The following is a 25,050-nucleotide window of genomic DNA, read 5'->3' as shown; positions in this document are numbered from 1 at the left end:
CCGCCCCCATTGCAGCCCAAGAATAATTTCAGCCTGGATGACATCCATGTTCGACACTTTGCTGATTGCCAACCGCGGTGAAATCGCCTGCCGCGTGGCCGCCACCGCCCGCCGCATGGGCATCCGCACCGTCGCGGTGTATTCCGACGCCGACGCCAACGCCCGCCACGTCGCCGCCTGCGACCAGGCCGTGTACATCGGCGGCTCGGAGCCGCGCGCCAGCTACCTGCGCGCCGACGCCATCCTGCAAGCCGCGCGCGATACCAGCGCGGGCGCCATCCACCCCGGCTACGGTTTTCTCTCCGAGAACGAAGCCTTCGCCGAAGCCGCCGAAAAGGCCGGCATCGCCTTCGTCGGCCCGCCGGCCTCCGCCATCGCCGCGATGGGCAGCAAGTCCGCCGCCAAGTCGTTGATGGAAAAAGCCGGCGTGCCGCTGGTGCCTGGCTACCACGGCGACAACCAGGACCCGCAATTCCTCAAGACCCAGGCCGACGCCATCGGCTACCCCGTGCTGATCAAGGCCAGCGCCGGCGGCGGCGGCAAAGGCATGCGCGTGGTCGAATCGTCGGGCGCGTTCCTCGATGCGCTGGCCTCCTGCCAGCGCGAGGCCGCCTCCAGCTTCGGCGACGACCGCGTGCTGATCGAACGCTATCTGCAGAAGCCCCGCCACATCGAAATCCAGGTGTTCGCCGACACGCACGGCAACTGCGTCTACCTGTTCGAACGCGATTGTTCGGTGCAGCGCCGCCACCAGAAAGTGATCGAGGAAGCCCCCGCGCCCGGCATGACCGAAGAGCGCCGCCGCGCCATGGGCGAAGCCGCCGTGGCCGCCGCGCGCGCCGTGGGCTACGTGGGTGCGGGCACGGTGGAGTTCATCGCCGAACCCGACGGCCGGTTCTACTTCATGGAAATGAACACGCGCCTGCAGGTCGAGCACCCGGTCACCGAAATGATCACGGGCCACGACCTGGTCGAATGGCAGCTGCGCGTGGCCGCCGGCCAGCCGCTGCCCGCGCGCCAGGAAGACCTGCGCATCCAGGGCCACGCCATCGAGGCCCGCATCTACGCCGAGAATCCGGAAAAGGGCTTCCTGCCGTCCATCGGCACGCTGGCCTACCTGGGGCTGCCGGCGCACACCGCGTTCGCCAACGGCGACATCCGGGTCGACGGCGGCGTGCGCATGGGCGACACCATCACGCCGTTCTACGACCCCATGATCGCCAAGCTGATCGTGCACGGCGCCGACCGCGACCAGGCCCGCGCCCGCATGCTGCAGGCCCTGGCCCAGACGCAGGCCGTGGGCGTGCAGACCAACGTGGCCTTCCTGTCGCGCCTGATGCAGGACAGCGCCTTCGCCGCGGCGGACCTGGACACCGGCCTGATCGAACGCCAACGCGCCACGCTGCTGCCCGAACCCCAGGCCGCCAGTCCCGCCACGCTGGCGCTGGCCTGCGCCGCCGTGCTGGTGCGCCAGGGCCTGGCGCAGCCGGGCGCCGCCGGCGGCAAGCAGCCTGCTGATCCCTGGGACGCGCGCGACGGCTGGCGCCTGGGCGGCCGCTACCAGCGCCAGCTGCAATGGGTGGACAACGGCGAGACCCGCCACGTCACCGTCGCCCGCCAGGGTGGCGCCTGGACCCTGGACAGCGGCGCGGGCCCGCAAGCCTTCCTGTGGCGCGCCCACGCCAGCGCCAACCCCAACCTGGCCTATGGCCTGCGCATCACGCTGGACGGCCATGAAAGCGCCGGCACCGTCGTGCTGCACGCCGAAAAAGCCCACGTCTTCGGCGAAGGCGGCGTGCACGTGCTGGACTTGTACGATCCCCTGGCGCATTCGCAGGACACCCAGGGCGAACACGGCGGCGGCCTCACGGCTCCCATGCCCGGCAAGATCATCTCGATCTCGGTCAAGGCCGGCGACACCGTGGAAAAGGGCCAGCCGCTGCTGGTGATGGAAGCCATGAAGATGGAGCACACCATTTCCGCGCCCGCCGACGGCAAGGTCTCGGAAGTGTTCTACGGCGTGGGCGATCAGGTGGCGGAAGGAGCCGAGCTGGTCGCCATCGGCGAGTAGCCAGGCGCGCAGTAACAAAATCGTCATCCTCCGCGCCGCCCGCGGGTGCATCATGGGCGCTCCTGCTTATCCACGGGAGTACCCATGATGAGTGCCAAGTCACCCGAATCGGCGGCGCCCCGCCTGTTTCCGACCCTGCGCTGCCGCGACGCAGATGCGATGATCCGCTGGCTGACCGGCGTGCTGGGGTTCACCGAGCACGCCGTCTACCGCGACGACGGCGCCGTGCAACATGCGGAATTGGCCTATGGCAGTTCCATGCTGATGCTGGGCCCGGACCGCGACGACGCCCACGGCAAGCTGGTGGGCGACCTGCAAGGACGCCGCACCGACGCGCTGTATCTGGCCGTGGACGATCCCGACGCCTTGCATACGCAGGTCCAGGCCTCGGGCGCCACCATCGAAACCCCACCGTACGACACGGCCTACGGCAGCCGCGAGTTCGCCTGCCGCGATCCGGAAGGCAATTTGTGGAGCTTTGGGACGTATTGGCCCAAGGCGTGACGGCGGGCCCGGCCGGGGACACATGAGCCGCTCTTAGTTTCCCGTCAGCGACTTGTCCCTAGAATGCGGGGTCCGGCGCCCGTCGCGCGCCCATCGCGCCATCCTCCATGCCTGCCCCCGACTCTCCCAGTCCGCTTCAACGCCCCGCCTTCCTGCATTACCTGTTCGCGCGCATCGGCGCGTCGTTGGCCTTTCAGATCGTTTCGGTCGCGGTGGGTTGGCAGATCTATGCGCTGAGCGGCAGCGCGCTGGACCTGGGGCTGATCGGCCTGGCGCAGTTCCTGCCCATGGCGGTCCTGACCCTGGTGGTGGGCCATGTGGCCGACCGCTATGACCGCCGCAAGATCGTGGCGGTGTGCATGGCGCTGGAAGCGCTGGCCACGCTGGTGCTGGCGATCGCGGCCCTGCATGGCGTGGGCGGCAAGACGCTGATCTACGCCACCATCATCATCATGAGTTCGGCCCGCGCCTTTGAAGCGCCGACCCTGGCCACGTTGATCCCAGCCGTGGTGCCGCGCGAGTGGTTGCCGCGCGCGACCGCGCTGGCGTCCTCCGGCGGCCAGATCGCGCAGATCGCGGGTCCTGCGCTGGGCGGCGTCGGCTACGGGCTGGGGGCAGGGTGGATCTATTGCGTGGCGGCGGCCCTGTACCTGTCGGCCTTCGCGTCCATCGCCACGCTCGTCATCGAACGCGCGCCGCCGCGCAAGGAACCGACCACCTGGCGCACGCTGTTCGCCGGCATCACCTTCATCTTCCAGCGGCGCCTGCTGCTGGGCACCTTGTCGCTGGACCTGTTCGCCGTGCTGCTGGGCGGGGCCACGGCCTTGCTACCCATCTTCGCCAAGGACATCCTCAACGCCGGTCCCTGGGCGCTGGGCGCGCTGCGCGCCGCCCCCGCCTGCGGCGCGGCGCTGATGTCATTGACGCTGGCGCGCCTGAGCCTGGGCGAGCACGTGGGCCGGCTGCTGTTCGGCGCATTGATCCTGTTCGGACTGGCTACCACGGTGTTCGGCCTGTCGACCTCGATCCCGTTGTCGATCGGCGCGCTGGTGGTGCTGGGCGCGGCGGACGCGGTCAGCGTGGTGGTGCGTTCGTCCCTGGTGCAGCTGAATACGCCCGACCATATGCTGGGCCGCGTGAGCGCGGTGAACACGCTATTCATCGGCACGTCCAACCAGCTGGGCGAATTCGAGTCCGGCGTCATGGCCGCGGCCTTCGGCGCGGTGCCGGCGGTGGTGATCGGCGGGGTCGGCACCATGGCGGTGGCAGGATTGTGGATGCGGTGGTTCCCCGAACTGCGCAAGTTGAAAACCATCCACGCGTCCTGACGCGGCGCGTCCGCGCCGTGCATCGGCCAGCTCAGCGCTCCAGCCCTGCCTTCTTCGCCTGGCTGGCGATCGCGATCATCACGCCGATCCGCCGCAGCGGATCGGGCGGCAGCCAGTTCGGCCGCTCGAACGCTTCCAGGTCGTCGAGCATCGGGCTGCGCCTGCCCGCGATCTGCTCGGCCAGCAGTTTGCCGTAGATGGTGCCCTTGATCACGCCCGCGCCGTTGCAACCGACCGAGGCGTACAGGCCCGGCCGCACCTGCCCCACAAAGGACGCGCCATTGCCCGTCAGCGCCGTGGATCCGCTCCAGACGTACTCGAAGTCATGCGATGCCAGTTCGGGATAGCGGCGCTGGAACGAATCGCGCAGCAACTGCGCCATGCGATCCAGGGGCTGCTCGGCTTCATAGGAATAGGCGCTGCGCACCATGAAACGGCCGCCGCGGATGCGACGCAGCGTGGTGCCCAGGCGATTGGCCGGGATGACGCCCCACTGGTCGCGCTGGCCCAGCAGCGCCTGCTGCGTCGGACTCAGCACGGGCGTGACGCCAGCGTAGGTAAAGATGGTGACGAGGCGGCTGCGCAGGAAACCCAGCTTGCGCGCGAAGGCATTGTTGGCCAGGACCACGTTGTCGGCAATGAACTCGCCGCCGCGCGTGCGCACCGTGTAGGGGCCTGCGCCGCCGACCGCCAGCACAGGATTGTTCTCCATGAGCCAGACGTTTTCAGGGAGCGTGTCGGCCAGGCCTCGTATCAGCGCGGCTGGCTGCACGAAGACGTTGTTCATCGAGTGGTATCCGAACTCGTAATAGCTGGTGCCCAGTTGTTCTCGCAAGGCGTCCCGGTCCAGTTCGGTGTACGCGACGCCCCAATCGCGGTACTGCGCCAGCGACGCGTTCAGTGTGCTGCGGCCTAGCTGCGTAGCCGCTGCGTGGTACTTTCCCGCGACATCCCAGCCGCAGTCGAATCCACCCCGTTCCGCCAATTCCGCCAGCCAGTCCAGTCCGGACTGGTACATCGCGATCTGCTTGCGCGCGACCTGCAGCGGACTGTGGTGGCCGCTCATGCGGGTGTTGTGCGGCAGGTTGATCAGAAAGCCGGAATTGCGCCCTGCGGAGCCTTCGCCGGCTGCGGTGGCGTCCAGCACCAGGATGCGCTCCTGGGGCTGCAATTCGGCCAGCCGGCGCGCGGCCGCCAGGCCGGTGTAGCCGGCGCCGATGATCACGTGCTTGAAGCGCGCATGCGGCGGCGCAGCGGTGCGCGGCGCGCGCTTGGGCAGCATGGCATTCCAGCCCGAGCCGCTCTGGTATTGAGGATAAGTCTGCGATTGCCCTGATGGGTGAGACATGATGGGTTCAGTGTTGCGGTTGGCGGATCATTGGTCTGCGCGCGCCTGCAGGCTGCGCATGACTTCGTTCTGCACGATGCCCCAGATCTGCGACTTGAGCTCGATGTAGCGCGGCGAAAGCTGCGCGTCGGCATTGCGCGGATAGGGGAGATCGTTGGGGATGTCGCAGGCGACGCGGCCCGGCCGCGCGCTCATGATGACCATGCGGTTGGACAGCAGCAGAGCCTCGTCGATGGAGTGGGTGATGAAGATGATGGTCTTGCCGCTGCGTTCGTAAATGCGGGTCAACTCTTCCTGCAGCACCTGGCGGGTCATGGCGTCCAGCGCGGCAAAGGGTTCGTCCAGCAAGATGACGTCGGGATCGTTGGCCAGCACCCGGGCGATGGACACGCGCTGGCGCATGCCGCCGGACAGGGCCTTGGGATAGGCGTCCTCGAAGCCCTTCAGCCCCACCATCTCGATGAACTTCTGCGCCGTCGCGCGACGTTCCGAAGCGGGAACGCCCTTGAGCTTCAGGCCAAAGGCCACGTTCTCGGCCACGGTCAGCCATGGGAACAAGGCGTACTGCTGGAACACCATGCCGCAGTGCGGATCCACGTCGCGCACTTCGCGGCCATTGACCACGATGCGTCCGGCGCTGGGTTTTTCGAATCCGGTGATCAGGTTGAGCAGCGTGGACTTGCCGCAACCCGACGCGCCCAACACCACCAGGAACTCGCCGCGCTTGACCTGCAGGTCCACGCCCTGCAAGGCGTGAAAGGAACCGAACGACTTGGAAATGCCTTCGATCGATATCATCGTATTGTTTGCTTCGTGGTTTATCGCGACCATGCCAACGCCCTGTTTTCAATGACTCGGAAGACCACGTCGGTCACCAGCACGGTGACGCTGATGAGCGCCATGCCCAGCACCACGGTGTCGGTCTGGAAGAACTCCTTGCCGTTCATGATGAGAAAGCCCAGGCCTTCCTTCGCGGCAACCAGTTCGGCGGAAATGACGCAGGTCCACGACAGGCCCAGGATCACCTTGAAGCCGCTGAAGATCTGCGGCAGGCTGGCCGGCAGGATCACCATGCGCATCACTTGCGGACCGCTGGCGCCCAGGTTGCGAGCGGCGCGGATCAGCAGTGGGTCGATGTTGCGCGTGGCTTCGATCACGTACAACAGCGCCGGCGCGAAGGTGCCCATGAACACGATGCTGTACTTCTGCGTTTCGGTAATACCGAACCACAGCAGCGACAGCGGAATCCAGCTCATCGAGGGCAGCGGCCGCAGGAAGGACAGGATGGGGTCGAAGGCGGCACGGGCGCGCAGCGAGGTGCCCAGGAAAATTCCCAGCGGAATCGCCAGCGCCGTGGCGGCGGCAAAGCCCACCATGACCCGGCGCGCGGACGCCAGGATGTGGCCCATTAGCGCGCCTTGCTCCCACATGCCGGCCAGGCGGGCGAAGACGGACGAGGGCGGCGGCAGGAATAGCGGATCCACCCATTGCAGGCGGCAGACGCCTTCCCAGAACAGCAGCAGCACGATCACGGACACGCTGCTGATCAGCAGCAGGTCCGGACGACGCTGACGGTTTGATGCATTCATCGTTCAATTCCTGACAGAAAGAAGGGCGGGCGGCATGCGCCCGCAGGCGTATCGGTGTGGACGCCTTCGCAGTTACAGGTAGGCGGGATCAACCCAATCGCGTACAGCTGGTGCCTTGTCGATCTGTCCGTAGCGCACCATCATTTCCGCCAGCTTCTGCAAGCCATCGATGTACTTGCTGCCCGGCGCCAGCAGCGGCCCTTGTTCCGACGCGGCATACCAATCGGCGCCCTTGACCATTTCCAGCTGGTCGGCAGCGGTAAGTTTGGTCAGTTCCGTCAAGGCGGCCACCGTGCTGTCCGGCTGCGCGCGCAACTGCTCGTTGGCGCGGAAATACGCCTTGAGGAAGCGCTTGACGGCTTCGGGGTGCTTGTCCAGGAATGCGCGGCGCGCAACCAGCACGTCCGGCCCCGGCGTGACGCCGTATTCCTTGTAGAGCGAGAACTGCGTATCGTCGGCCAGCATGCGCGCGCCCGGCATGGCGCGAATGGCGTTGAACTGCGGCGTCCATGCCGCTGCCGCGTCGATCTGGCCTGCCTTGAAGGCCGCCGGCATTTCCGGCGCGGGCACATTCAGCACGGTGACGTCCTTGTCCGCCTTCAGGCCCGCCTGGTCCAGCAGATTGAGCACCAGCAGGTGCGCGCTGGAGGCGAACGTGACGCCGACCTTCTTGCCCTTCAGGTCTTGCATGCTTTGCACGCCGTCGCGCACGATCAACCCTTCGACCCGGCCGAAGTTCTCAGGCACGCCGATGATGGCGAAATGGCGCGAACCCCGCGCCATCACCGCCAGCGCAGCGGGTGCGGCGGTGACCGCCATGTCGATATTGCCCGACAGCAGGGCGCTGACGCGTGCCGAGGTCGTGCCGAAAGACTCCCAGCCTACGTCCAGCCCTTCATTCTTGAAGTAGCCGGCCTGGATGGCCAGCCAGGCTGGGTAGTGGCCCAGCCACGCCGAGCCGCCATAGCGCACGGCCTGCGCTTGCGCGGCCCAGGCCCGTCCTGCCATCGGCAGCGCCAAGGCTGCGGCGCTCAGGGCGGCGCCTTGGATGAATCTGCGTCTAGTCTCCTGCATGTCCTTCTCCTTTTTGTCGTCGGGCTATCCTGCGGCGAAAAACCGGCTGCGCGCGGCGCCTCGCGAAAGCGTGGCGTCTTGCCCAGGCGTTTCCCGCCGGGTCAACAAAGCCGCATCTGCCGCCCGAGCCAGGGCAAATGCGCGCTTACCTGCGGGAAGATTTCCGTCTCCAGCGCCTTGCGGCTGATCTGCCAGAACATGTCGGCCATCTCCTCGAATTCGTCCTGCCGCGACACCTGGTGCAGCGTGCGCGCCAGGCCCGGTCCCGGCAGCGGCAACACCGCCACCTGATCCAGCCACGAACGTCCCTGCAACAAGCACAGCGGCGTCATCAGCGCCCAGCCCAGATTGGCCGCGATCATCGCCATGACCACGTCGCTGGTGTCGATCTCCAGGAACGGCGGCGCGGTCACGCTGCAGCGGCGCAGATGACGTTCGATCATGGCGCCGAAGTGCGAGCGGCCGCTGAAGCGTATGAAGGGCGCGGCCTGGGCCACTTGGCGCAGGTCCATGCGCGCAAACTCGTCGGCGCGCGCCGCCGGCACCACCAGCGCAAAGGGCTCGGTCAGGATGGCGCGCCGCGCCAACCCGTCCACGTCGTCCAAGGCGTCGGTGGTGACGATGATGTCGACCTGCCGGTTCAGCAGCGCCTGCGCGTGGCCGTAGGCCAGCCCGGACCACACCAGCACCTGGCTGGCGCTCTGCGTCAGCCGCTTGACGATGGCTGGACCGGTGGTCGCGGCGAAGGAATCAATCATGCCGATCCGGATGGCCGGCCGGTTCATCAGGTCCGCCTCGCGCACCTGCGAAATCAGCCGATCCACGTCATCCACGATCTGCCGCGACTGGCGGTACAAGGTCACCCCCGCCGGCGTCAGCCGGTATGGCCTGCGCGACCGGTCCAGCACGCGCATGCCCAGCGTGCTCTCGATCTGAGAGATCGTCTGCGACACGGCCGACTGCGTGATGTTCAAGGCTTGCGCCGCCGCCGACAAACTATCGGCCGCCGCCACCGCCGCGAAGATGCGCAGCATGCGGATGTCCAGGCTGGAATCGTTTTTTAGTGCGCCCATGGTGTCTCCTATCAGTGATGCTAAGAATGCCGGAATGAGGGGTCAAAAAATACGGGCAACTTAAGCAAATCTAATAGTCGACATTAGGAAGCGTGAAACAACGATGGTTGTGGAAACGCGGACGCCCATCGGGAAGATGGGTGCACGGCCGACGCAGATGGCACGGCGACGCTGCACCCGGAGACAGGGCGCTTTCAATGCGAGGGAAGATCCCGGGGCCGCAGGCCGCCGGGTGCGGACGGACGTGTCCTTAAACCGCCACGCGCGGATTGCTACATCAGAGCGCCGGCAGATCCGCTTTCATGCAGGGCAAGACAAAGGACGCTCACACAGCCGCAAGCCGCTCCACGGTGTCTGGATACTTCTCGACCAGGCGAATCAATAGCGCGGCCTGCGCGTTCGGCTTGGCTCGGCCTTGCTCCCAGTTTTCGAGCGTTCGGGGATTGGTCCGCAAGTAACGAGCGAACACCTGGCGAGACAAATGCAGGCGCTCGCGCAGCGCCAGCAGCTCTTCGGCGGTCACATCCGGTGCAGGCTTGAACTCTACTTCGTGGGTGCGCAAGGTGTGCTTGCCCGCGCGCGCATTCGACATCGCATCGAAACCCTCGGCGATCTCTCCGTATAGATTGCGCTTCTTCATCGTCTCGCCTCCAGTTCCGCTTTCAGCATGGCCCTGAGTGCCAGCTTTTCCTTGGCGCTCAAATCAACTGCCTCGTTCTTGTCGTACAAAGTAAACAGCCAGAACTGCAGGCCTCCATCCCACCAGTAGTAGATCACCCGCAGGCCGCCGCGCTTGCCTTTTCCTCTGCGCGGATCGCCGTAGCGCAGCTTGCTGCAGACCGCCCGCGCCTTCGAGCACGTCTCCAGCGTCCGGGTTCTGCATCATGGTTTCCTGCAAGCCGCGAAATCCGTCGTCGTCCAGATAGTCGGACCGGTAGCGAAGAAACGCCGGCAACTCAATGAATAGGGCCTTCATGGCATGCGCACCAAATTATACGCAATTAACGTATAGAAGCAACGCAGGTTACTGGACTATCCGGCCCGAAGTTCAACGTTCGCCGTGGGCCGCTCGCCTAAGGCAAATCGCTCTATTCTGGAGGTGTCCCCCCGCCCCGTCATGCTTGCAACTTTTCCTGAATTACCCGAGCTATCTCTTGCAGGAGGTGTCCATGGCACCTCGGCACACCGTCCGATATTGTTGATACAATAAGAATCATTATCATTTAATTGAAGCCATGCCTAAGCGCCAGCTTCACAGAGCGCGCAGCGGACATAGCCTAGGGGCATCATGGGGGAGCGGTTCTTCGGCGTGATCGCCGAGGCGTACAAGGCGTGGAACGCGGAGCTGGTCGGTTTCCTGAACCGCCAGCTCAAGCGTTCGCCCGAGGCCGCCCAGGACCTGGCGCAGGAGACCTTCGCCAAATGGCTGGCGGCCCATGACGGCGCCGCGCCGCCGGAAAAGCCGCGCGCCTATCTGTACGAGATCGCCCGCAACCTGCTGCGCGACCATTGGCGCCGCGAGAGCGTGCGCGATGAACATGTGGTGGCCAGCCTGGACGACCAGGGTTTCGAGCCCACGGCAGTCGGCCTGGCTGCCCCCGCCGGCCTGCAACCCGAAGCGCGCGCCGACGCCAGCCAGCGCCTGCGCCTGCTGCAGGCCGCCATCGACGAGATGCCGCCGCGCCAGCGCGAGGCCTTCCTGCTTTATCGGTATGATGAGCTCCGTTGCGAGGACATCGCCGACCACATGGGCATCAGTGTGCGAGCGGTCGAGAAGCACCTGCAACTGGCGCTGGCGCATTGCAAGCGCCGTGTCCACGGCGAAACGCCATGACCCGATCCCTACCTTTGTCCGCTGTCGAAGAGGCCGCGAGCGCATGGTTCATGCGCCGCCGGGAACGCGCGTCCGACGCCAGCGCCGAACAGTCCTTCCAGTCCTGGCTGCAAGCCTCGCCCGAACATCGGCGGGAGTACGAGCGGCTCGAGCTGGTGTGGGAGGACATGGCGGCGCTGCCGCGCCCGGACTCCGCCCGGGTGCACTCGCAGCCGGCCAACCACACGCAGAATCCGTCGCGCAGACGGCCGCAGTCCCCGCCCCGCGCGTGGTCAGCGCCGACGCGGCGCCCCGCCTTCCTGCGCTGGGGCGGTGCGTTGGCCGCGATGCTGCTGATCGCGGCCGCCGCCTACCAGTACGTGCCCATCAGCTACGAATCCGTGGCCAACGCGTCCACCCAGACCCGCAACCTGGACCTGCCCGACGGCACCCGGCTGCATGCCAACGTCGGCACCCGCGTGACCGTGCGCTACACGATGGCCGAACGCCATATCCGCGTCGAGGGCGGCGAGGTCTACATCGATGCCGCCCCCGACCGCCGGCCGCTGATCGTGGCCGCGGGCGACGCGGAACTGCGCGACATCGGCACCGAGTTCAACGTGCTGCTGCTGCCCGACGTGCTGCAGGTCGGCGTGCGCAGCGGCGAAGTCAGGCTGAACGCCCAAGGCGCCAACGCCCCCGCCGCGCAGACGCTTCAGGCCGGCGACACGGTGCTGTTGTCGCGCGCCGACGCGCGGCTGTTGCGCCGCCAGCAGGTGCCCGCCAGCGAGATCGGCGCCTGGCAGGGCGGCGTGGCGGTGATGCACGACGCCACCTTGCAGCAGCTGGCTGGCTATCTGGCCCTGTACCGCGACACGCCGCTGCGCTTCGCCGACGAGCGCGCCCGGGGCTTGCGCCTGTCCGGCACGCTGGATCTGCGCCAGCCGGACGCCGTCCTGGACATGCTGCCCGGCCTGTTGCCGGTGACGGTAAACCGGCGTCCGGACGGCGCCACGGTGATCGGCAGCCGCTGAAGACAAGAACTAAGAATTATTTTTAATTAGATAGGTTCGGGTTTTGGCGGCTGGCGCGTCTTCCCCAGTTGAAGATCCACTTCCAGACTGGGGAAAGTCCATGGCGCAACGCCATTTTCATCGTCGGCTGAGCGCCGGCCGTTACGCGCTGCTGTGCGCGCTGTCCATGAGCGCCGCGCTGGCGGTCCAGGCGCTGGCGCCATCCGCGGCCCATGCGCAAAGCGCCGCCGCGCAAAGCTTCGACCTGCCCGCCGGCAGCCTGGCCGACGCGCTGGTGGCGTTGGGCCGGCAGGCGCAGTTGCAGGTGCTGTTCAGCCCCGACGTCGTGGCCGGCCTGAACGCCCCCGCCGTATCCGGCTCCATGACCCCGCAGGTCGCGTTGAACCGCCTGCTGGCGCGCAGCGGCCTGGTGGCCGTGCAGAGCGGCTCGGGCTTCGTGGTACGGCGGCCGGCCGACGCATCCACCGGCGATGCCACCACCCTGGCGCCCGTGACGGTCACCGGCCGCGACCTCACCGTCACCGAAGGCACGGGGTCCTACACCGCCCCCGCCGTCACCATCGGCAAGAACGCGCAAAGCCTGCGCGAGATCCCGCAATCGGTCTCGGTGGTGACGCGCCAGCTGCTGGACGACCAGAACCTGACCACGCTGGACGACGCCATGCGCACCGTCACCGGCATCACGGTGGAAGCGGGCAGCATCGGCGGCAACCATGGCAACTTCTACTCACGCGGCTATGCGCTGGACACGATCCAGGTCGACGGCGTGAACACGCCGGCCAGCACCGGCAACGACCTGTCCTCGGGCTTCGGACTGGCCATCTACGACCACATCGAAGTGCTGCGCGGACCTTCGGGCCTGTACCAGGGCGCGGGTGATCCCGGCGGTACCGTGAACCTGGTGCGCAAGCGCGCGCAGAAGGAATTCGCCTTCAGCGGCCAGGTCATGACGGGCTCCTGGGACCGCTATTACACCGAGGCCGACATCACCGGCCCCTTGGACAGCGATGGGCGCCTGCGCGGCCGCCTGGTGGCGTCCTATGACGACCGCAAATCCTTCGTCGACGGCGTGTACACCGAGAAGCCGCTGTTCTACGGCACCCTGAGCTTCGACCTGACGCCCGACACCGTCCTGACCGCCGGCGCCACCTACCAGCAATACAAGGGCCGCCCCTTCTTCGGCCTGCCCGGCTACACCGACGGCCGCTTGCTGGACGTGCGCCGTTCCACCAACCTGGACCCCAGCTGGAACCACATCACCGAGGAAGTCACCGAGTACTTCGCCGACGTGGACCACCGCCTGGCCAATGGCGGACGCATCAAGGTCAGCGGCATCTACCGCGAACAGGACGAGCCCAGCCGCGAGTTCGGCTGGTCCGACTGCGCAGTGGACCCGATCACCGGCGACACCTGCCTCGTCAGCTGGAAGTACCGCAGCAACTGGAAGACCTACGGCCTGGACGCCTTCGTCGCCACGCCCTTTGAAGCCTTCGGCCGCCAGCACGAGCTCACCGTGGGCGCCGACTACCGCAACGTCCACAAGAACTTCCGCTATGGCGGCGGCGACAACGCCGACACCAACCTTTACCACCCCAACAACAACATCCCCAAGCCGGACTACCAGTTCACCAACGGCAACGACAGCAAGACCGATCAGTACGGCCTGTATGCGCGCACCAATCTGCGCGTGACCGACGCGGCCACCATCATCGCTGGCGGCCGCTTCACCTGGTGGGAAAACCGCACGCAGAACCGCAACGCCTACTTCAACCAGTTCACCAACACCAGCGACAAGATCAACGGCAAGTTCACGCCCTATCTGGGCCTGGTGGTGGACCTGAACGAGCAGTTGTCGGCCTACGCCAGCTACACCAGCATCTTCACGCCGCAGACCGTCACCGACGTCAACGGCCAGCTGCTGGACCCGCGCACCGGCAAGCAGTTCGAGATCGGCCTGAAGGGCGAATTCCTGGACAAGCGCCTGAACGGCCACGCCGCGCTGTTCCGCATGGAAGACGAGAACCGCTCGATGACGGACCCGAACAATCCGCTGTTCTCCATGGCCGCAGGCAAGATGCGCAGCCAGGGCTTCGAGGCCGAAATCAGCGGCAGCCCCGCGCCAGGCTGGGACATCACCGCCGGCTACGCCTACACCACCACCAAGACCCTGAAGGGAACGGAAGAACAGAAGTCGCAGCAGTACGCCTTCATCACGCCGCGCCACACCTTCAACCTGTGGACCAAGTACACCTTCGCCACCGGCACGCTGGAAGGCCTGTCGCTGGGCGCGGGCGTGCGCAGCGTCAGCAGCATGTACCGCCTGAACGGCCCGGTGAAGTTCGAGCAGCGTCCGTACACCACCGTGTCCGCGCAAGCCGGCTACCGCTTCAACAAGCACCTGGAAGGCACGCTGACGGTGAACAACCTGTTCGACAAGGTCTATTACCAGCGCGTGTGGGCAGCGTATGGTTCGAACTACTACGGCGAGCCGCGCAGCGTGATGCTGAACCTGCGGGCGACGTACTGAGGGAAAACGCCGCGCGAAACCCATCCCCGTCCCGTAACGGGCGATGGGTTTCACGCATTGCAGGACAGTTCTGTCCGCCACGTCTTTCTTGCGCCACACCCATCCTACGATCCCCGAGCAAAACGCCGATTCCGTGGCAGACTAGCCAGGGGCGCTCCATGCATTGCAGTCCGACACAATTGGCAAATTGTTGTCCGACGCGGATTGCAACGGGCGATTAGGATGGCGCCGCACAGACAGAGACAGGCGATCACAAGGCTTTCCCGCCTGAGGCCGACAAGAAGATGTCCGACACATGAAAACCATTCAGAAAACCCGCCCCCCTGGCCGTTTGCTCCGCACCGCCATGGCCGGCCTGCTGGCGTCCACCCTGGCCGCGCTGTTCAGCCCCGCCGCAACCGCCGCTGAATCCGCCGGCGCCGCGGCGCTGCCGCCCACCGCCCAGGCCGCCGCCATTGCACCGCCCGATGTGCCCACGGTGATGTATTCCATCTACCAGATCGACGGCAAGGGCGCCGATTCCTACGAAGTCGCCAACGGCAGCATCGCCACCTTCTGGTTCGGCCATGCCTTCGAACTGGGCGGCACGCGCTACTACACCGGCTTCACCTGGGACACGCGCGAACGCTACGGCAAGCCGGGCGAAGACGAGGTCGGGCCCGGCACTCAGGTCAACTTGGCCGAAGCCACGTACACGCTGACCGGCGCCACGCCCGAACGTCCCTGGAAGTTCCGCGGCATGAAGCACTCGGTCGGCGAGTTCGGCGCCTACGAAAAACCGGAAGACGTCGACACCCGCCGCAAGCCGGTGGAATACCGCACGCCCGCCGGCAAGCTGCTGCTGGCCGTGCCCACCGAAGGCTTCGACAACGGCATCAGCTTCAGCGGCTACGCGCTGCTGGTCTTCAATCCGGCGGGTCCGGACGAAGGCGCGGGCTGGACCTATGTAGGCAGCATCAATACCGGCGAAGACAATAGCGCGGCCTGCGCCGAAGGCGACGTCATGCCTTGCGTGGCCAGCTCGGGCGAACTGGTCTTCTCCGCGCATGGCGGCAGCGACATGCCGCGCGTGACCGTCAAGCGCAGCGGCACGGAAATCGCCGGCCCGGACAAGACCCGCCAGCTGGGCGCGGGCGATGCCGTCGTCTACGCCTACGACACAGCCAGCAAGAAGTACGCGGAGAAGTAAGGCCGGCGTTGCTGCCAGCCGGGCACGCAAGCCGGCTTCCCAACGGCTGCGATGCCCGCGCGGCTTGTGCTGCTATGTGAGATTCAAGCCACCATCGGACAGCAGGATTTCGCCGGTCAGATAGTCCGACGCGGCCAGCATGGCGACCGCCTGCGCGATATCCTCCGGACTGGCCGCCCGGCGCATCGGCGCCTTGTCGCGCCACAGCGCCTGGGCCTGCGTCCAATCCGCCGTCATCGGCGTATCCACCAGACCCGGCGCAACTGCATTCACCCGGATATGCGGAACCAGTGAAAGCGCGAGCAAGCGCGTCACATGGTTGAGCGCCGCCTTGGTCGCCGCATAGGGAATGGAAGCGCCTTTGGGCCGGATACCCGCGTGCGAACTCACGTTGATCACGCAAGCCGGCCGGCCATGCGCCGCCGCCGCTTGCAACGCGGCCTGCGCTTCGGCCACCAGGCGAAACGGCGCCACCACGTTGACCTCGTGCAATGCATGCCAGATGTCCGGCGTGGCCGCGGCCAGGTCCGCATGGGGAATGACTTGGCTGATTCCAGCGTTGTTGACCAGCACGTCCAGCCGCCCCCATGCCGCGACGGCTTCCCGGACCAGCCGGACCCGGTCGGCATCGTTCGCCAGATCCGCCTGCACGTAGACAGCATCGCCCAGCTCGCGCGCCAAGGCATGGCCGGCTTCGGCCGAACGGCGTGAATGCACGACCACCGCATAACCGTCCCGCGACAGGCGGCGGGCAATGGCCTCGCCTATGCCGGAGGTAGAGCCCGTGACCAGCGCGACGGGACGCGTAGATTGCAAATGGGACATCGAGGAATCTCTTGCTCTGGAATGCGCCGCATGTGGCGATGGGTCTACAACTTAACACCGTGATGAAAATCGCAACCTGAGATACAAGGCCTAGGCTGCCGCGCCGCCGTCCTCGCGCGACGCGTCCAGTTCTTCGGACACCCACTCGCAGAACGCGCGCGTCAGCGGATCGTCCTCGCTGTCCCGATGCACCAGCAACGCCCATTTCGGACCGCGCACGGTTTGCTCCGTCAACGCCGCCAGCGAGCCATCGCGGCGCGAGCGGTCGGCCAGCAAGCTGCTGACCAGCGCCATGCCCAGGCCCTCGCGCGCCGCATCCAGCAACAGGCCAGGGTCGGAAAAATTCATGCCCTGGCCACGCTGGCCCACGTCGGCACCGCCTTGCGTTTCCCAATGGCTCCAATCCATCTCGCGTTCGCCATGCAGCGTGGCGCGCGTCTCGGCTGTCAACAGGCGAGGGTGGCAGGCTGGATACATGCGGTCCTCGACCAGCACGCGGAACGCGCAATCGGCCTGTGGGCCCAGGTCGTCGCGCAGCGCGATGTCTATGGTCTGCTTGCCCATGTCCGGCGCGGCATCGCTGGTGTACAGCCACAGGTCCGCCTCGGGATGCAGGGTGCGGAACGCCTCCAGCCTGGGCAGCAGCCAGTGCCGCGAAAACGCCGGACTGGTGTTCACGATCAGCTGGTTCGGCTTGCGATACTGGTCCAGCCTGCGGATGCCGGCTGCCAACTGCTGCAGCATGGCCTGCGTCGTGCCCAGCAGATCCCAGCCCGCATCCGTCAGCGACACGGCGCGCCCCTGGCGGAAAAACAGCGGCTGGCCCAGATAGTCCTCCAGGCTGCGCACCTGCTGGCTGATCGCCGACTGCGTCAGATGCAGCTCGTCAGCCGCTTTATGGAAGCTGCCCAGCCGGGCGGCCGCCTCGAAGCCGCGCAGCACGTTCAGGGGAGGCCATTGCTTGAGCATATCAATAAGCCCTGCTAATCAGAATTCCACTAAATATATCGCTAGTCCGCGCGGCCAGGCGGGAAATACACTGCAATTCAAGAGGTGCGCACCTTTGACTCAAACATAACCATTTTTTATCGATCTTCCAGAATCCCAGGAGCCCGACGTGCCCACCCGCCGCCAACTCATCCAACACACTGCCACGCTCATGGGCGTCCAGGCCGCCGCCTCGCTGGGCCTGGGTCTGCTCGCCCCCGGCGCACGGGCGGCGCCAGCGCCCCGGTGGCACATGCCCGACGAAGGCACGCCCCAGGCCCGCGCCTTCATCGCCTTCGGCGCCCAGGACGCCATCTGGGAAGACTTCACCGCCGACGTCCAGGCCGCGCTCGGCCGCATCGCCCGCGCCATCGCCGCCCACCAGCCCCTCACCGTGTTCTGCCGCGCCCGCGAACGCAGCCTGGCCGAACGCCATTGCGGCGCCGACAACGTCAGCTTCGTCGAAACCCGCCTGGATGACATCTGGATGCGCGACATCGGCGCCAACTTCGTGCTCGACGGGCGGGGCGCGGCCACCGGCGTGGACTTCAACTTCAACGGCTGGGGCAACAAGCAGCGCCACACCGCCGACGCCAAGATCGCCGCTGAAACCACCGAGGTCACCGACACCGAATACCTGCAAAGCGAACTGGTCGGCGAAGGCGGCGGCATCGAAGTCGACGGCCGCGGCACCGGCATCATGACCGAAAGCAGCTGGATCAATTCCAACCGCAACCCCGGCTGGAGCAAGGCGGAAGTCGAAGAGGAACTAAAGCGCTGCCTGGGCCTGCGCAAGATCATCTGGCTGCCCGGCATCAAGGGTAAGGACATCACCGATGCCCACGTCGACTTCTACGCCCGCTTCGCTCGCCCTGGCGTCGTCGTCGCCAACCTCGACATGGACCCCGAGTCCTACGACTACGCGCTGACCCGCAAGCACCTGGAGATCCTCCGGCGCACGACGGATGCCGACGGCAAGCCGCTGGAAATCCACACCATGAGCCCGCCGCTCAAGCCCCGGCGCAGCAAGTTCCTGCGCGACAACCCGGACTTCGCGGCGGGCTACATCAACTACTTCGTCATCAACGGCGCCGTCATTGCACCGGAATTCGGCGATGCGGAAGCGGACGCGAAGGCGCTCGACCTGCTGACGCGTTTGTATCCGGGGCGCAAGGTGGTGCAGCTGGATATCGACGCCATCGCGTCAGGCGGCGGCGGAATTCATTGCGTGACGAATCAGTTGCCGGTGGTCTAGGCCAGACGGAAAGCCGCGCCTCACGCGGCCGTCAAACAGGCGCCAGACGCCCCATCAACCGGGCCTGCTGCTGCAAATTCGCGGCCAGCAACGCAATCCTGTCGGCGCGCATCCGCTCGTCTATTGCCGCAATGCTGATGGCCGCGATCGGCCGGTCCAACGAATCGAAAATCGGCACGCCCACGGCAGTGACGCCCAGCGTTACCCGATTGCGTATGAATGAATAGCCGTTGCGGCGCGTTTGCGCCACGGCCGCACGCAACGTGCGCTCGTCCAGGCCCGCCTCCGTCTGTACGCGCGGCAAGATGTGCGACATCACTTCCTCGTACTCCGCCGCCGGCAGGTGCGACAGGATGGCCAGCCCGCCGGCGCCCAGACCTAACGGTCTGCGGCTGCCGATGGACAGCGTGTTCACGCGGATCGGCGAGGGCCCTTCCTCGCGCGCCTGACATACGGATTCGATGCCGCTGCGCACACTGAGATAGACCGTGTCGCCCAGCTCCTCCGCCAATTGCCGCATGCCCGGCTGGCAATGCTCGCGCAAGTCGTAAGAGGGCGCCGCGGCCAGACCCAGCTCGAACGCCAGCGGGCCCAACGCATAACCCTTGCCTGTTTCACGCTGCACAACTAACCGCTCCTGCATCAACTGCCGCAGCAGACGGTGCACCGTGGAGTGCGCCATATCGGTGGACTTGGATAACTGGGTGAGTGCCAGGCCGCGCCGGCCCGCCGTCGCAAGCAGCTTGAGCAATTGCACGGAACGTTCAAGCACGCCTGGCTCGGCAGGTCTAGCAGGCATAAGTCGTGTCCACTCAACGGAAATTCGATCAGGGAATTTTCCTCCAAATCATATAGTCGCCACAAGAAAAGAGGCATGCCTTTCTGTACAACGGACAGAAGGCACAACGGAGACTTTCATGGATCAGTGCTTCACCGAGCAAGGCCAGCCGGCCTCGCTGACCGGAAAAACTGCATTGGTGACCGGCGGCAGCAGCGGCATAGGAGCAGCGACGGTACGTGTGCTGGCCAATGCAGGCGCGCGCGTGGCGATCGGCTACCTGAACGGCGAGGACCGCGCCCGGGAGCTTTGCGCATCGCTGCCTGGAGCCGGCCATCTCGTGTTGCGGGTGCCGCTGGACGACGCCAATGCCCAGACGCGCGCGGCCGAGGAACTGGGTACGGCGTTCGGAAGCTTGAACATACTGGTGCATTCGGCTGGCTACACACGCCGCATTCCGCACCGCGACCTGCACACCCTCACGCCGGAACTCTACAACGAGATCCTCACCGCGAATGCGGGCGGACCGTATGCGATCACGCGCAGCTTTCTACCCTGGCTGCAGCGCGCCGACGAGGCAGTCGTCGTGGCCGTTTCTTCCGTATCCGCATATACCGGCTCCGGCAGCAACATCGCCTACTGCGCCGCCAAAGCCGCCCTGGACACGACGATCCGTTCGTTGGCCCGCGCGCTCGGCCCCATCCGGTTCCTTAGCGTTTCGCCTGCCGCAGTGGATACAGGATTCGTCGAAGGCCGCAACCGTGCGGACCTGGCGAAACATGCCGCAGGCACGGCCCTGGGACGCGTCGTTTCGCCGCAGGACGTAGCCCAGGCAATTCTGGCGGCCGCAACACTGCTGAATACCAGCACCGGTGTGCGGATCGTCATCGATGGCGGCCATACGCTATGACGCAACGCGACCATACCCACGACCCGGCCCTGCACAGCTGGGTGGAAAGCGCGAATGCCGCCGGAACGGATTTTCCGATCCAAAATTTGCCTTTCGCCGCGTTCAGCTGCCACGGCGCCACCCCGCGCATCGGCGTGGGCATAGGCGATGCCATCATTGATGTCGCTGCCGCGGCGCCATTGCTGCAGGGTCTGGCGGCTCAAGCTGCGCAAGCCTGCGCCGAACCCGTGCTCAACCCCTTGATGGCGCTGGGCGGCGAGGCGCGCCGGGCGCTGAGGGCGGCGCTATCCCACTTGCTCGACGCGCGCAGGACAAGGCAGACGCTGCCGCTTTTTCCCCAACGCGATGTCCGCCTGCATACGCCGGTGCAGATCAGGGGATTCACGGACTTTTTCGCTTCGATCGATCACGCCAGCAACGCAGGCCGGCTGTTCCGGCCGGAGCAGCCCTTGCTGCCAAACTACCGCTACGTCCCGGTCGCCTACAACGGCCGCGCCAACAGCATCTTGTGCGGTGCCGACATCGAACGTCCGCGCGGACAGCTCCGCCCGCCGGGACAGGAAGCGCCCGCCTATGAAGCCTGCCAACGGCTGGACTACGAAGTGGAGCTGGGCGCATACATCGGCCAGCCATCGGCGCGCTGGCAACCGGTGCCGGTGGAGCAGGCCTGGGAATATATCTTCGGCTTCTCGCTGCTGAACGACTGGTCCGCGCGCGACATGCAATCCTGGGAATATCAGCCGCTCGGCCCCTTCCTGGCCAAGAGCTTCGCCACCAGTGTCGCGCCCTGGATCGTTACACCGGAAGCGTTGGCGCCTTTCCGCATTCCCGCCCGCGTTCGCAGCGCGGATGAGCCAGCGCCGCTGCCCCATCTGCACGGCGCGGCAGACCAGGCGCTAGGCGCGCTGGACATCACCATGGAACTGCAGCTGCGAAGCGAGGCAATGGCACGGCAAGGCATCGCGCCGGTCACGCTTTCGCGCGGCAATACCGCAGACCTTTACTGGACCTATGCACAGATGGTGGCGCACCACACCAGCAATGGCAGCACCCTGGACGCGGGCGACCTGCTGGGTTCCGGCACCGTCTCGGGTTCGCTGGCCAGCAGCTGGGGCAGTCTGCTGGAACTGACCCACGGCGGCAAGGAGCCCATCAGACTGCCCAATGGCGAGACCAGGAGCTTTCTGGCGGACGGGGACGAGGTCATCCTGCGCGGCTACTGCGAACGACCAGGATGTGCCCGCATAGGCTTTGGCGAGTGCACGGCCCGCATTCTGCCGGCACGGGAGGTGCGAACATGATCGTTGAACAACGCACCTACACCACCCACCCTGGCAAATGGCGGGACTACCTGGCCTTGTACGAGGCCGAAGGGCTGGCCGTGCAGCGCCGCATACTCGGACGCATGGTCGGCTATTACTACAGCGAAGCAGGCGCCTTGAACCAGATCGTGCACCTGTGGGCCTATCAAGACCTGCAAGAGCGCGAAACAAGACGAGCCCGGCTTGCGGCCGATCCGCAATGGCAGGCCTACGTACAGCGCATGCTTCCGCTGCTGCAGCACCAGGAGTCCAAGCTGCTCAAGCCGGCGCCCTTTTTCACCCATTCCTGGCACGACGATGCGAGTCAATCATGAATGCAACGAAGATTGAAGCCTTGCAGTACCAGAGCGGCTTTGGCAACCGCTTCGAATCGGAAGCCGTCGCGGGCGCGCTGCCGGTTGGCCGAAACTCACCGCAGCGGGTCGCGCATGGACTGTATGCGGAGCTGTTGTCCGGCTCGGCCTTCACCATGCCGCGCGACCTCAATCTGCGTACCTGGATGTACCGCATACGCCCGGCGGCCATGCATGGCCGATTCGCGGAAACGCCCGTGCCGCGCTGGCAGACGGGTCCTTTCACCGACGCGCCCACGCCCGCCAACCGGCTGCGCTGGAATCCCTGGGCAGAACCGGATGCGCCCACGGACTTCATCGATGGCGTGGTAACGGCGGCCGGCAACGGCGACGCGCATGCACAGGTGGGCGTCGCCGCGCATGTGTACGTGGCCAATCAATCCATGCGCAGGCGCTACCTCATGAACTCCGACGGCGAAATGCTGTTGGTGCCCCAGTCCGGACGGCTGCGCTTGCATACCGAACTGGGCAGGCTCGATATCGCCCCCGGCGAGATCGCCCTGGTTCCGCGCGGCATGCGCTTTCGCGTAGAGCTACTGGACGTGTTGGCACGCGGCTATCTGTGCGAAAACTACGGCAGTCCCTTCCGCCTGCCCGAACTGGGGCCGATAGGCTCCAACGGCCTGGCGAACGCGCGTGATTTCCTGGCTCCGGTCGCGGCCTATGAGGAAGACGGCGGCCCCGTCCAATTGGTCAACAAGTTCCTCGGCCGCTTCTGGCAATGCCAGCAAGACCATACGCCGCTGGACGTGGTCGCGTGGCACGGCAACCTCGTGCCCTACAAGTACGATCTGGCGCACTTCATGGCCATCGGCTCGATCAGCTTCGATCATCCCGATCCGTCCATCTACACCGTCCTCACCTCCAACACCGACACTCCCGGCGTGGCCAACTGCGACTTCGTCATCTTCCCGCCGCGCTGGCTGGTGGCCGAGGATACATTCCGTCCGCCATGGTTTCACCGCAACGTCATGAGCGAACTGATGGGGCTGGTGCGAGGCGTCTACGACGCCAAGGCCGAAGGCTTCGTGCCGGGCGGCATCAGCCTGCACAACTGCATGCTGCCGCACGGCCCCGACGCGGCCACATTCGAAAAGGCCAGCCAGGCCGATCTCGCGCCGCATGCGCTGAAAGACACCCTGGCCTTCATGTTCGAGAGCCGTCACGCATTTCGCCCCACCGCGCAGGCGCTGGCGGCGCCCAACCTGCAGCCGGACTACGACGATGTTTGGAAAGGCTTCAGCCGCCATTTCGAGCGGCGCTAAACCACAGATGGAGACAACGCCATGACCAACACAAAACGCCGCCAGTTGATACAGATCGGCCTCTGCGCGCCCGCGCTGGCCTGGCTGCCCCAGGGATTTGCCGAAGACGCTTATCCGGCCCGGCCGGTCCGGCTGATCCACGGCTTTGGCGCGGGCGGTAACGCCGACGTCGTTGCCCGTCTGGTCGGCAAGCAATTGACACAGTCCCTGGGCCAGCCAGTCGTCGTGGAAATCAAGAGCGGCGCTGGCGGGCGCATCGCCAGCGATGCGGTCGCCAAGGCCAAGCCGGATGGCTACACCCTGATCATGCTGACCGGCGCGCATACGGTCTCCGCGGCGGTCTCCAGGGAGCTGTCCTACGATCCGGTCAAGGACTTCAGCTTCCTGTCCACCGTGTCCAAGTTTCCGTTCGTGATCGCGGTAAGGGCGGATCATCCCGCCAGGACGCTGGCCGATCTGCTCGCCATGGCCGCCAAGGCTCCCGCCAAGATCACGTTCACGTCCGTAGGCGTGGGATCCACCCAGCACATGACCGGCGAACTGCTGGCCACCGAGGGCAAGGTGGAGTTGCTGCACATACCGTATCGAGGCGGCGGCGCCCCCGTCGAGGCTGTGCTGTCCGGCGATGTCGACATCCTGGTGGATACCTTGACCGTGGCAACGCCGCAGCTGAAGGCGGGCAAGCTCAGAGCCCTGGCCGTCACCAGCGCCATACCCTGGCCGCAGGCTCCGGATATCGCTCCAGTCGCGCAAACCCTGCCGGGCTTCGAAGTGCTGTCATGGTTGGGCATTGCAGGCCCCCCGGGCCTGCCCGAAAACATCGCGGCAACCTTGAATTCCGCCATCGGCAAAGCCCTGAAAGAGGGCGAAGTGAAGCAAACGCTCGCCACCCTGGGAAGCCAGCCCGCGCCCAGCAGCCCGGCCGCCATGCGCGACATGGTCGCCAGCGAGATCGTGCGGTGGAAGCAAGTCGTCAAGGCGGCGGGGATTCCGCCTTTGTAGCGCGGTCCGCACCGGCCAGAATCCGTTCACGACGCGATGGAGGCAGGAGAACATGGGGGTCATGACTGCCGTGATACAGTCAGCCGTCATTCCTGTCGCACCTATCACGTCGCCACGCATCGGTCCCCGGCCGGCAGGCCGAGCCTCGCAAGGCGAACGTGGCAAACCCCTTGCGGAGCGGAGCATGAACACCCAGACCCCAGCCATCGTCCCGGCGCGTACCGCCTTGCTGGTCATGCACTACCAGACCGACATCATGGAACTGTTCCCATCGGTCGCCCCCGCCTTGCTCGGCAACACGCGGCAACTGTGCGACGCCGCGCGGCGCGCCGGCGTCAGCGTCTATTTTGCCAAGATCCATTTCAGCCCTGGCTATCCTGAAGTCAGCCCCTTGAACAAGAACGGGCAGGGCATCAAGCAACTGGGCCGCTTCGTCCACGACCGCATCTCGCCGGAACTCGCCCGCCGCGAAGACGAGCCCATCATCATCGCCCACCGCGCCAGCGTGTTCTTCGGCACCGACCTGCAAGTGCGGCTTTCCGCGCAGAGCATAGACACGCTGATCATGGCCGGCGTCGCGTCCACCGGCGTGATGCTGTCATCGATTGCGCATGCCAGCGACGCGGACTACCGCCTGCTGACGGTCAAGGACTGCTGCTACGACCCGGACCCGATCGTGCATGAGCATTTGTTTGCGACGGCGTTTGAATCGCGCACCACCGTGCTATCGCTGGACGATGCCTTGTCCTTGCTGGGCTAGCGGACTGCTGGAAGAATACCTGCCTCCATGACCCCGACGGGTT

General features: G+C 66.0%; 23 protein-coding genes. 14 read left to right on the top strand and 9 right to left on the bottom strand.

What is annotated here, in order from left to right; translation table 11 throughout:
• The first annotated feature begins 46 nt into the window (after nucleotides 1-46).
• From AC1RHV_RS13240 to AC1RHV_RS13230, 3 genes are all read left to right on the top strand, one after another.
• Nucleotides 47-2,071 (top strand): acetyl/propionyl/methylcrotonyl-CoA carboxylase subunit alpha, encoded by a 2,025-nt coding sequence (locus tag AC1RHV_RS13240; protein ID WP_492301027.1) that lies wholly within the window; start codon nucleotides 47-49, stop codon nucleotides 2,069-2,071.
• Between the two features lie 84 nt (nucleotides 2,072-2,155).
• Nucleotides 2,156-2,575 carry a VOC family protein gene (locus tag AC1RHV_RS13235; RefSeq protein ID WP_225589257.1) on the top strand — a complete coding sequence of 140 codons (420 nt, stop codon included), beginning with the start codon at nucleotides 2,156-2,158 and terminating at the stop codon, nucleotides 2,573-2,575.
• A 107-nt stretch (nucleotides 2,576-2,682) separates the two neighbouring features.
• Nucleotides 2,683-3,903, top strand: a complete 1,221-nt coding sequence (locus tag AC1RHV_RS13230) for an MFS transporter (protein ID WP_492301026.1) — start codon at nucleotides 2,683-2,685, stop codon at nucleotides 3,901-3,903.
• Nucleotides 3,904-3,934: 31 nt separating this feature from the next.
• On the opposite strand, the gene AC1RHV_RS13225 is transcribed toward AC1RHV_RS13230, so the two are convergent.
• The 6 genes from AC1RHV_RS13225 to AC1RHV_RS13200 all read right to left on the bottom strand — a co-directional run bounded on the left by AC1RHV_RS13225 (nucleotide 3,935) and on the right by AC1RHV_RS13200 (nucleotide 9,627).
• Nucleotides 3,935-5,251, bottom strand: a complete 1,317-nt coding sequence (locus AC1RHV_RS13225) for an NAD(P)/FAD-dependent oxidoreductase (RefSeq protein ID WP_492301024.1) — start codon at nucleotides 5,249-5,251, stop codon at nucleotides 3,935-3,937.
• A 27-nt stretch (nucleotides 5,252-5,278) separates the two neighbouring features.
• Entirely contained in the window at nucleotides 5,279-6,049 is a 771-nt protein-coding gene (locus AC1RHV_RS13220) for an ABC transporter ATP-binding protein (protein ID WP_370539838.1), read from the bottom strand.
• 20 nt (nucleotides 6,050-6,069) lie between these two features.
• The gene (locus AC1RHV_RS13215; protein WP_492301022.1) at nucleotides 6,070-6,840 is read right to left on the bottom strand and encodes an ABC transporter permease; all 771 of its coding nucleotides are present in this window, start codon (nucleotides 6,838-6,840) and stop codon (nucleotides 6,070-6,072) included.
• A 72-nt stretch (nucleotides 6,841-6,912) separates the two neighbouring features.
• Nucleotides 6,913-7,914, bottom strand: a complete 1,002-nt coding sequence (locus AC1RHV_RS13210; protein ID WP_175212888.1) for an ABC transporter substrate-binding protein — start codon at nucleotides 7,912-7,914, stop codon at nucleotides 6,913-6,915.
• A gap of 101 nt (nucleotides 7,915-8,015) precedes the next feature.
• Nucleotides 8,016-8,987: a LysR family transcriptional regulator gene (locus tag AC1RHV_RS13205; protein ID WP_175212889.1), complete on the bottom strand. Its 972-nt coding sequence runs from the start codon at nucleotides 8,985-8,987 to the stop codon at nucleotides 8,016-8,018.
• A gap of 325 nt (nucleotides 8,988-9,312) precedes the next feature.
• Nucleotides 9,313-9,627 (bottom strand): helix-turn-helix domain-containing protein, encoded by a 315-nt coding sequence (locus AC1RHV_RS13200; RefSeq protein WP_192352905.1) that lies wholly within the window; start codon nucleotides 9,625-9,627, stop codon nucleotides 9,313-9,315.
• A 648-nt stretch (nucleotides 9,628-10,275) separates the two neighbouring features.
• On the opposite strand from AC1RHV_RS13200, the gene AC1RHV_RS13195 reads away from it, so the two are divergent.
• The 4 genes from AC1RHV_RS13195 (at nucleotide 10,276) to AC1RHV_RS13180 (ending at nucleotide 15,550) form a co-directional block, all read left to right on the top strand.
• Entirely contained in the window at nucleotides 10,276-10,821 is a 546-nt protein-coding gene (locus AC1RHV_RS13195; RefSeq protein WP_313387633.1) for an RNA polymerase sigma factor, read from the top strand.
• Nucleotides 10,818-11,834 (top strand): FecR family protein, encoded by a 1,017-nt coding sequence (locus AC1RHV_RS13190; protein WP_492301019.1) that lies wholly within the window; start codon nucleotides 10,818-10,820, stop codon nucleotides 11,832-11,834. The genes AC1RHV_RS13195 and AC1RHV_RS13190 overlap by 4 nt, the downstream gene beginning before the upstream one ends.
• 100 nt (nucleotides 11,835-11,934) lie before the next feature.
• On the top strand, nucleotides 11,935-14,361 hold the full coding sequence (locus tag AC1RHV_RS13185) for a TonB-dependent siderophore receptor (protein WP_492301018.1): 2,427 nt from the start codon (nucleotides 11,935-11,937) through the stop codon (nucleotides 14,359-14,361).
• A 295-nt stretch (nucleotides 14,362-14,656) separates the two neighbouring features.
• Entirely contained in the window at nucleotides 14,657-15,550 is an 894-nt protein-coding gene (locus AC1RHV_RS13180; RefSeq protein WP_175163076.1) for a hypothetical protein, read from the top strand.
• Nucleotides 15,551-15,622: 72 nt separating this feature from the next.
• On the opposite strand, the gene AC1RHV_RS13175 is transcribed toward AC1RHV_RS13180, so the two are convergent.
• Together AC1RHV_RS13175 and AC1RHV_RS13170 are read right to left on the bottom strand one after the other, a co-directional pair.
• Nucleotides 15,623-16,375 (bottom strand): SDR family NAD(P)-dependent oxidoreductase, encoded by a 753-nt coding sequence (locus AC1RHV_RS13175; protein WP_492301016.1) that lies wholly within the window; start codon nucleotides 16,373-16,375, stop codon nucleotides 15,623-15,625.
• A gap of 90 nt (nucleotides 16,376-16,465) precedes the next feature.
• Nucleotides 16,466-17,344 carry a LysR substrate-binding domain-containing protein gene (locus AC1RHV_RS13170; protein ID WP_492301015.1) on the bottom strand — a complete coding sequence of 293 codons (879 nt, stop codon included), beginning with the start codon at nucleotides 17,342-17,344 and terminating at the stop codon, nucleotides 16,466-16,468.
• Between the two features lie 148 nt (nucleotides 17,345-17,492).
• On the opposite strand from AC1RHV_RS13170, the gene AC1RHV_RS13165 reads away from it, so the two are divergent.
• Nucleotides 17,493-18,617 (top strand): agmatine deiminase family protein, encoded by a 1,125-nt coding sequence (locus AC1RHV_RS13165; RefSeq protein ID WP_492301013.1) that lies wholly within the window; start codon nucleotides 17,493-17,495, stop codon nucleotides 18,615-18,617.
• A 31-nt stretch (nucleotides 18,618-18,648) separates the two neighbouring features.
• On the opposite strand, the gene AC1RHV_RS13160 is transcribed toward AC1RHV_RS13165, so the two are convergent.
• Nucleotides 18,649-19,389, bottom strand: coding sequence for an IclR family transcriptional regulator (locus AC1RHV_RS13160; protein WP_175181643.1), 741 nt, complete (start codon nucleotides 19,387-19,389; stop codon nucleotides 18,649-18,651).
• Nucleotides 19,390-19,534: 145 nt separating this feature from the next.
• Between AC1RHV_RS13160 and AC1RHV_RS13155 the strand changes: the two genes are divergently transcribed.
• The 6 genes from AC1RHV_RS13155 (at nucleotide 19,535) to AC1RHV_RS13130 (ending at nucleotide 25,007) form a co-directional block, all read left to right on the top strand.
• Entirely contained in the window at nucleotides 19,535-20,305 is a 771-nt protein-coding gene (locus AC1RHV_RS13155; RefSeq protein WP_054455647.1) for an SDR family NAD(P)-dependent oxidoreductase, read from the top strand.
• Entirely contained in the window at nucleotides 20,302-21,606 is a 1,305-nt protein-coding gene (gene fahA, locus AC1RHV_RS13150) for a fumarylacetoacetase (protein WP_054455649.1), read from the top strand. Before AC1RHV_RS13155 ends, fahA begins: the two co-directional genes overlap by 4 nt.
• Entirely contained in the window at nucleotides 21,603-21,941 is a 339-nt protein-coding gene (locus tag AC1RHV_RS13145) for an NIPSNAP family protein (RefSeq protein ID WP_054455651.1), read from the top strand. Before fahA ends, AC1RHV_RS13145 begins: the two co-directional genes overlap by 4 nt.
• Nucleotides 21,938-23,245: a homogentisate 1,2-dioxygenase gene (gene hmgA, locus AC1RHV_RS13140; RefSeq protein WP_175212898.1), complete on the top strand. Its 1,308-nt coding sequence runs from the start codon at nucleotides 21,938-21,940 to the stop codon at nucleotides 23,243-23,245. The genes AC1RHV_RS13145 and hmgA overlap by 4 nt, the downstream gene beginning before the upstream one ends.
• Nucleotides 23,246-23,266: 21 nt before the next feature.
• Nucleotides 23,267-24,247: a Bug family tripartite tricarboxylate transporter substrate binding protein gene (locus AC1RHV_RS13135; protein WP_492301010.1), complete on the top strand. Its 981-nt coding sequence runs from the start codon at nucleotides 23,267-23,269 to the stop codon at nucleotides 24,245-24,247.
• Nucleotides 24,248-24,431: 184 nt separating this feature from the next.
• Nucleotides 24,432-25,007, top strand: coding sequence for a cysteine hydrolase family protein (locus tag AC1RHV_RS13130; protein ID WP_492301009.1), 576 nt, complete (start codon nucleotides 24,432-24,434; stop codon nucleotides 25,005-25,007).
• Nucleotides 25,008-25,050: the final 43 nt, after the last annotated feature.

The organism is Achromobacter sp. GW823-FHT04E03 (assembly GCF_058796095.1).
Note: the sequence above shows the minus strand (reverse complement) of the source record. Positions and strands in the feature narration are given on the sequence as shown.